The sequence below is a fragment of the Escherichia sp. TW14182 genome (assembly GCF_000208525.1).
Lineage (GTDB): Bacteria > Pseudomonadota > Gammaproteobacteria > Enterobacterales > Enterobacteriaceae > Escherichia > Escherichia ruysiae.
On the sequence record NZ_AEJZ01000226.1, the window covers coordinates 1 to 9,535 of the forward strand.

Sequence of the window (9,535 nt, forward strand, 5' to 3'; positions counted from 1 at the left end):
GTTTTATCCTCTTCCTGCACCGTATAAAGCTCGGTCACAGGAATAGCGATGAGCGGCCCAACGAGTTTTTGCGGCCCGCTGGTGCTTTGGCGAATCGCATCTTCCACATCGCTCCGGTAATCGGCACGTTCGACAATCACCTGCCGAATCAACATTAATGGAATTAACAACAGCAACACCGTGCCAAACAAAGTGGTCATTTTCCAGAACAGGGGGGATTTCAACATAGTCTTCTCCTTTGCAATGACGGCAGTGTATGAAGGCTATGTGGGAATAATTTGAAGTTATGTGAAGTGACGGTGAAGCCGAAGCGAGGCCAGCACACCGCTTTCCGGCATGTTGTGCAGCGTGACTTCGCCATTGAGCAAACGGGCAACTTCGCTGACAAACGCCAGCCCAAGACCACTGCTTTTTTGCCCATTTGCACGCGGTAAAGAGTAAAAGCGTTCAAAAATGCGCGACAGCGCGTAGTCAGGAATGCCACTGCCTGTATCCTGCACCTTAAGCGTAACGTGTTCCTGATCCACTTCGGCGCTTAGCGTTATGCGACCGCTCTCGGGAGTAAAATCGATGGCGTTATCCAGTAAATTCCCCAGCGCCTGCTCCAGTAACGCAGGTTCAGCAGCAACCTTAACCTCTGTAGGCATAACATGCAGAGTGATATTTTTTTCTGCCAACTGCACGGTGCGCGCTTCGCTGATGCGGTTAAATAATGCCGCTACGTCAACCGCAGAAAGAACCACTTCCTGGCGATTCTCCAGTCTTGCCTGGCGTAATAACGTTTCCACCAGTGCCTGCATTCGCGCATTTTGCGTCAAAATATTATCGGTAAAGCGAGCCACCACTTCTGGCGGCGGGCCTTCACGTAAAATTTCCGCTGCGCCACGAATCGCCGCCAGTGGGCTTTTTAGCTCATGAGTTAATGCGTAAACATACTGCTCAATATAGTTTTTCCCTTCCAGCTTCACGCGCATACTTTCCAGCGCCTGCGCTAACTTACGCAGCTCGCTACTGCCGAGTTCAGGGAGAGGAACGGGTTTATTGTCGGTAACGGAATCAGCATAGCGGGTGAGTCGGGCAATGGAGCGGTTGATCCACCAAACCATTCCCGCACCAATCACCAGCGCAATCCCCAGCAAAATGGTACTCGCCCATAAAATTCGTCGCTCGCTGCGTTTAATGACCGGTGCCATCGCCGCGTTCGGTTTGCCTACGCTCAAAACGCCAATAAGCCGTGAACCGTCCATAATCGGCGCGGCGACATACATCACAGAACTTTCGGGGTCGGCAGGATTTTGCAACGTGCTGCGCGCACCATACTGACCACGCAACGTTAGCCAGACATCATTCCAGCGGGAATAATCCTGTCCCACGGCTTTGTTTGCCGAATCGAACAATACTTTGCCCTGCGCATCAGTCATATAGACATGGTATTCATTGCGCACTTTGTTAATGCCGCCGATATTGGCGCGAAACGGGCGATTTTGTAGCTGGTTAAACGCCTGCGCCAGTTGTCCATGCTCGGGGTCACCAGAGAGCAAATCGGGACGCGCCAGCTCCGCCAGCAACGTTGCGGTGTCGATCAGCGTACCTTCCGTCGCCCTTCGCACACCCGGTTTAACTTCTTTGACAAAAATTGCCAGTACGAACCAGGCTGCCACCGCCACCAGTAAAAAATAGCCCAGCAACAGGCGCATCCCGATGCGCATTACAGGCTCCTCAGGCTGTATCCCATTCCGCGATGAGTATTAATTGGCGAAAGGTCGGGATTTATAGCGCGCAGTTTGGCGCGCAGCGTTTTGATGTGAGTATCGACAGTGCGATCGTAAGTGTCCTGTGCATCTTCCCAGACGCTATCCATCAATTGCTGGCGTGACCAGACGCGGCCTGGCGACTTGAGTAACGTTTTCAACAACAGAAATTCGTACCGCGTCAGCGTTAATGGCGTGTCAAACCAGCTGATCTGCGCCGCAGGTTCATTCAGTTCAAAATGACCAATACGGATGACGGGAGACGGCGTAGAAAACTTCTTCACCCGACGCAGTAAGGTGCGCACCCTGGCGCACACTTCGCGAGGTGAAAACGGTTTAGCCACGTAGTCGTCAGCGCCAATCTCCAGCCCAAGCAGGCGATCCACCTCTTCACTACGGGCGGTCAGAAACAGTACAGGCAACGCAGGATGGAGCGCCAGCAACTGGCGACACAGTTCGAAACCGCTAATATCAGGCAGGCCGACATCGAGAATGATAACGTCAGGAACCTGCAGGCGCGCTTTATCCAGCGCCGGTAAGCCCCGTTCAAAGAACTCGACGGCAAAACCTTCCTGCTGCAACATGTAGACCAGCGTGTCGGCTATCCCTTGCTCGTCTTCCACTAACCAGACCGTTTCCCGTTGCATAAATCGCCTCTGTTATTGTCGCCACGGCATGACAGGAACGGCGCTGATGGCATTTTTCGGTGAACCATCGACAACTTTGTCGGAGTAAGCCAGGTAAGCGAGCGCGTTGCGTTTGGCGTCATAGAAACGCACGACCTGTAACGACTTAAAGACCAGAGAAGTCCGTTTTTTGAACACGACTTCGCCTTGAGCTTTGCCGTTTTTAATGCGATCCGACAGTTCAATCGGCCCTACCTGCTGGCAGGAAATGGCCGCATCGGAAGTATCTTCCGCCAGACCTAATCCCCCTTTAATACCGCCGGTTTTCGCCCGACTCACATAACAAGTGACATTTTTTACATCGGGATCGTCAAAGGCTTCCACGACAATTTTGTGATCCGGGCCGATCATTTTAAATACGGTGTCGACCGAACCAATTTCTTCCGCATGAGCCAATGGTCCCAGCATTATCAGGCTTAAGGACAAGATCAAATGCTTGTATTTCATATTGTTACCATTTTTATAAGTTACACTGAGCAATTAGTTCGTCATGATAAATAACATATTGATTAAGAACAAAAACTCAATATTTTTATCTCCGTCAAGACCTAAAACATACTCTGCTAAGAAAAAAAACACTGAATGCTAAAACAACAAAAAATGCTATTATCCAATTACCTGATGTCAGGTGCTCGTTGTTGAAAGGATGAGGATATTTTATGGATCAGGCCGGCATTATTCGCGACCTTTTAATCTGGCTGGAAGGTCATCTGGATCAGCCCCTGTCGCTCGACAATGTAGCGGCGAAAGCAGGTTATTCCAAGTGGCACTTACAGAGAATGTTTAAAGATGTCACTGGCCATGCTATTGGCGCGTATATTCGTGCTCGTCGTTTGTCGAAATCGGCGGTCGCACTACGCCTGACTGCGCGTCCGATTCTGGATATCGCGCTGCAATACCGCTTCGACTCTCAACAGACATTTACCCGCGCATTCAAGAAGCAGTTTGCCCAGACTCCCGCACTTTACCGCCGTTCTCCTGAATGGAGCGCCTTTGGTATTCGCCCGCCGCTGCGTCTGGGTGAATTTACCATGCCAGAGCACAAATTTGTCACCCTGGAAGATACGCCGCTGATTGGTGTTACCCAGAGCTACTCCTGTTCGCTGGAGCAAATCTCTGATTTCCGCCACGAAATGCGCTACCAGTTCTGGCACGATTTTCTCGGCAACTCGCCAACCATTCCACCAGTGCTTTACGGTTTGAACGAAACGCGTCCAAGCCAGGATAAAGATGACGAGCAAGAAGTGTTTTACACCACGGCTCTGGCTCGGGATCAAGCTGACGGCTATGTACTGACGGGACATCCGGTACTGTTGCAGGGTGGCGACTATGTGATGTTTACCTACGAAGGTCTGGGAACCGGCGTGCAGGAGTTTATTCTGACGGTATACGGAACCTGTATGCCGATGCTCAACCTGACCCGCCGTAAAGGTCAGGATATTGAGCGATACTACCCGGCAGAAGATGCCAAAGCGGGAGATCGCCCAATTAATCTGCGCTGCGAGCTGCTTATTCCAATACGTCGTTAACGCTGTAGCTCGTCTAATGCAGGGGCGTCCAGATGCGAGATGTCCCCTGCGGTTTCAACTACCCAGCCAGATGCCAGCCACAGGCTTTCCTGATAATCCACGCGCGAAATAGAACAGTTACGCAGACGTAAGCGGCGTTCTGCCCATGCCGGTAAGCCCAGAATGGTACTCACCAGGCATCCCAGCGCGATACCGTGACTCACCAGCAGTGGTCGACTTCCCGGTGGTAAATCCCGACAAGATTCCAGTGCTGCGTTAACGCGATCGCTAAGTTCCTGCATCGACTCGCCTTCAGGAATACGCCCGTCAACGGTGCCATTGACGAGCTGACGACGCCAGTTCTCTTCTTCTTCAGTCAGAGAGTCAATGTGTCTTTTCTCCAGCACGCCCATATTTAACTCACGCAAGCGGGAATCAAAGATGATGTCACAACCACAAGCCTGGGCGATGATTTCCGCCGTACGCCGGGTGCGGCCTAAATCACTACTGATGATATGCGTAATGCCAAGCTCTTTGGCACGGTTCGCCACCTGCATTGCCTGTTGCTCACCTTTTGCAGTCAGCGGGCTGTCAGACTGGCCCTGAATACGTCGCTCGGCGTTCCACTGTGTTTCACCGTGGCGGACAAGGTATACCTGTAACATGCTTTTTTTCCGTATACTGCTTTAACGTTAATTTTGTGAGTAATCCTGATTATGCACCATGTTGTCTGTGCGACCACCAATCCCGCTAAAATTCAGGCCATTCTGCAGGCATTTCACGAGATCTTCGGCGAAGGATCCTGCCACATTGAGTCCGTTGCCGTCGAGAGCGGCGTACCGGAACAGCCCTTTGGCAGTGAGGAAACGCGCGCTGGCGCACGAAATCGGGTAGCAAATTCTCGTCGTTTACGCCCAGAGGCTGATTTTTGGGTAGCAATTGAAGCGGGTATTGATGGTGACAGCACCTTCAGTTGGGTGGTGATTGAAAACGCGAGCCAGCGCGGTGAAGCGCGTTCGGCAACTTTGCCGTTACCTGCGGTGATTCTGGAGAAAGTGCGTGAGGGCGAGGCGCTTGGCCCCGTGATGTCGCGTTATACCGGCATTGATGAGATTGGCCGTAAAGAGGGCGCGATCGGCGTGTTTACCGCCGGGAAACTCACCCGCGCCAGCGTCTATCACCAGGCGGTGATCCTGGCGCTAAGTCCGTTTCATAATGCGATATATCAGCCATTGTAGGACGGATAAGGCGTTCACGACGCATCCGGCATTCGGTGCGCAATGCCTGATGCGACGCTGACGCGTCTTATCAGGCCTACAAAATCAATCGCTTTTCAGCAGCACTTCTTCCAGCCACTGGCGCAACTCGACAGGCGCGGCTTTCAGACTGTTAGATCCACGAGTAATGGTCGCAATGCCCGCGCCGAGTTCGTTTTTTAACTCACGCTGGCTCATTTCACCGCGCAACAACTCTTCTACGATACGCACGCGAGTCCCCAACGCTTCGCGCTCATCCGGCGTCAGCATCAGGTTTAGCAACGGTAAATGGAGATCGTTTTCGTAGGCATTCTTAAGCAGGTCAACAAAACGTAACCACTCCTGGTGACGCTGTTCTGCCATCGCTGCTGAATAGGGTGATTGTTGAGCCATAGTGTGTCGCCATTGTTAGCGGGGGAAGCCTGATGCCTCCCCCGGTTGTACTCGCAAAAGAGTACGATAGCATATCATAAACGGGCGGTTCAGTAACGACGCCCCCATTCTGTGGCGCTCAAAAGCGTCGGTTTATCGCCCATGAAATAGCGATAGTACGCGTCATAAGCCAGCACGTTCTTCACATAACCGCGCGTCTCGGAGAACGGGATACTCTCGACAAACGCCACCGCGTCGATACGTCCGGCGCTGTTGCCAAGCCAGGTACGCACTCTCCCTGGTCCCGCGTTATAGGCTGCCGATGAGAAAATACGGTTATTACCAAACTGCTGATAAACATATTGCAGGTAACTGGTGCCAATGTTGATGTTCGTTTCCGGATCAAGCAATTGTCCTGGGCTGCTGTAACCTGGAATTGAGAACATCTTCACCGTATGGGTCGCTGTGCCAGGCATAATCTGCATCAGGCCGCTGGCGCCTACCGGCGACTTCACTTTCGGATTCCAGGCGCTCTCCTGGCGGGCAATCGCCATTGCATAGCTTTGCGGGATATCTTTGCCATTGGTGTAGCGTTTGAAAAGATCGTTGTAGGCCAGCGGGAATCGCTCTTCCAGATGATCCCACAGCTTCCCGGCGATCGTTGCCTGAACGCTAAGATCCCACCATTGGTTATTGAAAGCATATCGCGCCAGTTGAGCCTGCTCTGCTTTTGACTTGCTCTTCACAAGATTGGCCCACTCGCTACGCGCGGTATTATCGAGATTCCAGTACATCAACTCGCGCACGCGCGCCATCTCCGACCCCTGAGTCAGGGCGCTGTCAACATTCTGCGGCGCTTTATCAATCTTCAGCTCATACTCTTCGCCGATCCGCTGTGCAGCAACCATCGGGTAGAAACCACGCTGTTGCATGAGTTGATGCAAAATCTCTTTTGCTTCCGCTTCACGACCGCGTTCCAGCAGTAAATCCGCCTGCCAGTAACGCCATTCATCTTTCTCTTTCGCTTCCATCGGCAAGCGTGCCAGCCAGGTATTCAGGCCAGAACGGTCGCCAGTGCCAAGCGCCATCCGCACGCGTCGTTCAATTAACGACGTGGATTGCGAACGCATAATGGCGTCATCGCGCCATTTCGCCTGCTCGTCGGTGACGTCGTTGCCCATCAGACGCCAGGCGACGATATCGCGTAGCTCCTGAATCTGATCTTCATTAAGCTGCTGCGCCTGGGCAAGCGACGGGATCATCAGCCGTGCGTTTTCTGCATCCTGGCGCGCCACGCTGGCAAACGCCACCGCTGCCATCTGGCGGGTAAAATCAGTCGCTCCGGTAGTACGCGCGAAGGTCAGCACTGTATTAGGATCGTTCGCCAGCGAAATAATCGCCGAGGCGATAGTTTGATAATCGGCAGGCATCTGCCCTGCGAGTACCGTCACCAGCCCGGTATTGCCCGCTTTCATCGCCAGGCGGATACGCTCTAAATAAGCCAGTGGTTCTTGCTTACCGGACGCGCGCCAGACGCTAAACAACTTATCGCAAGCGTTAGGCTGACTCTTTCCGGTTAGCCAAAGTTCTTTCGCCCCCTGCCAGGCTTCTTCGCTCTGCCCGATATTCCATTTCGCATAGTAATAATTACATTGCGCTTCGGTAGTCCCTGGTTTTTCCGGGCTAAAAGCTAACAGACCACGCCAGTCTTCACGCCGCGCCAGTTCATTGACGAAGCGAGATTGTAGCGTGCGAGCGGGAGGAAGCGTGGGGTTAGCGCGAACAAAGTTAGTGACCTTGACCGCCGGTTGATTCATCAGGTCATCGGTAATCTGGCGGTATTCCAGGTAGGGATAAAGCGGATAATCCTTCAGTCCAGGCATCATTTGTTCGACCACATCCATTTGTCGATTATCCCAGGCCTGCTTGATTTGCGCGTAACGGCTACGCTGCTCATCCAGTGAGTCGGCTCGCGCCACGCTGCTGACCGTCAGCAGACAGACACCGGCAGCCAACAGCCGCCAGGTAACTTGTTTGGCTTTTTCCACAAGCGCATCCTCTAAGTGTAAATACATCAATGCAGCGTCATGCCGCCTAATAGATTTATGCTAACCAGTCATTGCCGTTTGTGCCACGTTATGGACACTTTTTTACTTTTACTGCGAGGGTGATCGACCGGCTGGGATTAGATAAGGAAACAGGCTACACTTCGCCTTTGAAAACTCATCATCACGATAAACATAGAGGCGAAGTCCAACGTGGCTCAATTCGTTTATACCATGCATCGTGTCGGCAAAGTTGTTCCGCCGAAACGTCATATTTTGAAAAACATCTCTCTGAGTTTCTTCCCTGGGGCAAAAATCGGCGTCCTGGGTCTGAACGGCGCCGGTAAATCTACCCTGCTGCGCATTATGGCGGGCATCGATAAAGACATCGAAGGCGAAGCGCGTCCGCAGCCGGATATCAAGATTGGTTATCTGCCGCAGGAACCGCAGCTAAACCCGGAACACACCGTGCGTGAGTCCATTGAAGAGGCGGTTTCTGAAGTGGTTAACGCCCTGAAACGTCTGGATGAAGTGTATGCGTTATACGCCGATCCGGATGCCGATTTTGACAAGCTGGCAGCTGAACAAGGCCGTCTGGAAGAGATCATTCAGGCTCACGACGGTCATAACCTGAACGTGCAACTGGAACGTGCAGCAGATGCGCTGCGTCTGCCGGACTGGGAGGCGAAAATCGCTAACCTCTCCGGTGGTGAGCGTCGTCGCGTGGCGTTGTGCCGCCTGCTGCTGGAAAAACCAGACATGCTGCTGCTCGACGAACCAACTAACCACCTGGATGCCGAATCCGTAGCGTGGCTGGAACGCTTCCTGCACGACTTCGAAGGCACCGTTGTGGCGATTACCCACGACCGTTACTTCCTCGATAACGTTGCGGGCTGGATCCTCGAACTTGACCGTGGCGAAGGTATTCCGTGGGAAGGTAACTACTCCTCCTGGCTGGAGCAGAAAGATCAGCGTCTGGCGCAGGAAGCTTCGCAAGAAGCAGCACGTCGTAAGTCGATTGAAAAAGAGCTGGAGTGGGTACGTCAGGGGACTAAAGGCCGTCAGTCGAAAGGTAAAGCACGTCTGGCGCGCTTTGAAGAGCTGAACAACACCGAATATCAGAAACGTAACGAAACCAACGAACTGTTTATTCCACCTGGACCGCGTCTGGGCGATAAAGTGTTGGAAGTCAGCAACCTGCGTAAATCCTACGGCGATCGCCTGCTGATTGACTCCCTGAGCTTCTCGATCCCGAAAGGGGCAATCGTCGGGATCATCGGGCCGAACGGTGCGGGTAAATCGACCCTGTTCCGTATGATCTCTGGTCAGGAACAGCCGGACAGCGGCACCATCACTTTAGGTGAAACGGTGAAACTGGCGTCTGTTGATCAGTTCCGTGACTCAATGGATAACAGCAAAACCGTTTGGGAAGAAGTTTCCGGCGGACTGGATATCATGAAGATCGGTAACACCGAGATGCCGAGCCGTGCCTACGTAGGCCGCTTTAACTTTAAAGGGGTTGATCAGGGTAAACGCGTTGGCGAACTTTCCGGTGGTGAGCGCGGTCGTCTGCATCTGGCGAAGCTGCTGCAGGTTGGCGGCAACATGCTGCTGCTCGACGAACCGACCAACGATCTGGATATCGAAACCCTGCGTGCGCTGGAAAACGCCCTGCTGGAGTTCCCGGGCTGCGCGATGGTTATCTCGCACGACCGTTGGTTCCTCGACCGTATCGCGACGCACATTCTGGATTACCAGGATGAAGGTAAAGTCGAGTTCTTCGAAGGTAACTTTACCGAGTACGAAGAGTACAAGAAACGCACGCTGGGCGCAGACGCGCTGGAGCCGAAGCGTATCAAGTACAAGCGTATTGCGAAGTAATGCGTAAAATGCCGGATGCGGCGTGAACGCCTTATC

General features: G+C 52.9%; 10 protein-coding genes. 3 read left to right on the forward strand and 7 right to left on the reverse strand.

The features are described 5' to 3' along the window. The 4 genes from EQY_RS0117485 to creA all read right to left on the reverse strand — a co-directional run. Positions 1-227, reverse strand: a 227-nt coding sequence (locus tag EQY_RS0117485; RefSeq protein ID WP_000920369.1) for an inner membrane CreD family protein, incomplete at its 3' end; no start/stop codon positions are given. Positions 228-284: 57 nt separating this feature from the next. Next, positions 285-1,709 (reverse strand): two-component system sensor histidine kinase CreC, encoded by a 1,425-nt coding sequence (creC, locus tag EQY_RS0117490; protein WP_001219558.1) that lies wholly within the window; start codon positions 1,707-1,709, stop codon positions 285-287. Next, complete coding sequence (gene creB / locus EQY_RS0117495) at positions 1,709-2,398, reverse strand: two-component system response regulator CreB (protein WP_001188653.1); 690 nt, start codon at positions 2,396-2,398, stop codon at positions 1,709-1,711. Before creB ends, creC begins: the two co-directional genes overlap by 1 nt. A 12-nt stretch (positions 2,399-2,410) precedes the next feature. Then, positions 2,411-2,884 carry a protein CreA gene (creA, locus tag EQY_RS0117500; protein WP_000875485.1) on the reverse strand — a complete coding sequence of 158 codons (474 nt, stop codon included), beginning with the start codon at positions 2,882-2,884 and terminating at the stop codon, positions 2,411-2,413. Positions 2,885-3,096: 212 nt separating this feature from the next. On the opposite strand from creA, the gene robA reads away from it, so the two are divergent. Continuing rightward, a complete protein-coding gene (robA, locus tag EQY_RS0117505; protein ID WP_000371672.1) occupies positions 3,097-3,966 on the forward strand; it encodes an MDR efflux pump AcrAB transcriptional activator RobA in 870 nt (289 codons plus the stop codon). On the opposite strand, the gene gpmB is transcribed toward robA, so the two are convergent. Next, positions 3,963-4,610 carry a 2,3-diphosphoglycerate-dependent phosphoglycerate mutase GpmB gene (gpmB, locus tag EQY_RS0117510; RefSeq protein ID WP_000942335.1) on the reverse strand — a complete coding sequence of 216 codons (648 nt, stop codon included), beginning with the start codon at positions 4,608-4,610 and terminating at the stop codon, positions 3,963-3,965. The genes robA and gpmB overlap by 4 nt on opposite strands. A gap of 51 nt (positions 4,611-4,661) precedes the next feature. Between gpmB and yjjX the strand changes: the two genes are divergently transcribed. Then, positions 4,662-5,183: an inosine/xanthosine triphosphatase gene (gene yjjX, locus EQY_RS0117515; RefSeq protein ID WP_000546621.1), complete on the forward strand. Its 522-nt coding sequence runs from the start codon at positions 4,662-4,664 to the stop codon at positions 5,181-5,183. Positions 5,184-5,267: 84 nt separating this feature from the next. On the opposite strand, the gene trpR is transcribed toward yjjX, so the two are convergent. Beyond that, positions 5,268-5,594, reverse strand: coding sequence for a trp operon repressor (gene trpR, locus EQY_RS0117520; RefSeq protein ID WP_000068670.1), 327 nt, complete (start codon positions 5,592-5,594; stop codon positions 5,268-5,270). Between the two features lie 89 nt (positions 5,595-5,683). After that, the gene (gene sltY / locus EQY_RS0117525) at positions 5,684-7,621 is read right to left on the reverse strand and encodes a murein transglycosylase (RefSeq protein ID WP_000409436.1); all 1,938 of its coding nucleotides are present in this window, start codon (positions 7,619-7,621) and stop codon (positions 5,684-5,686) included. A 210-nt stretch (positions 7,622-7,831) separates the two neighbouring features. On the opposite strand from sltY, the gene ettA reads away from it, so the two are divergent. Continuing rightward, the gene (gene ettA, locus EQY_RS0117530; RefSeq protein ID WP_000046760.1) at positions 7,832-9,499 is read left to right on the forward strand and encodes an energy-dependent translational throttle protein EttA; all 1,668 of its coding nucleotides are present in this window, start codon (positions 7,832-7,834) and stop codon (positions 9,497-9,499) included. Positions 9,500-9,535: the final 36 nt, after the last annotated feature.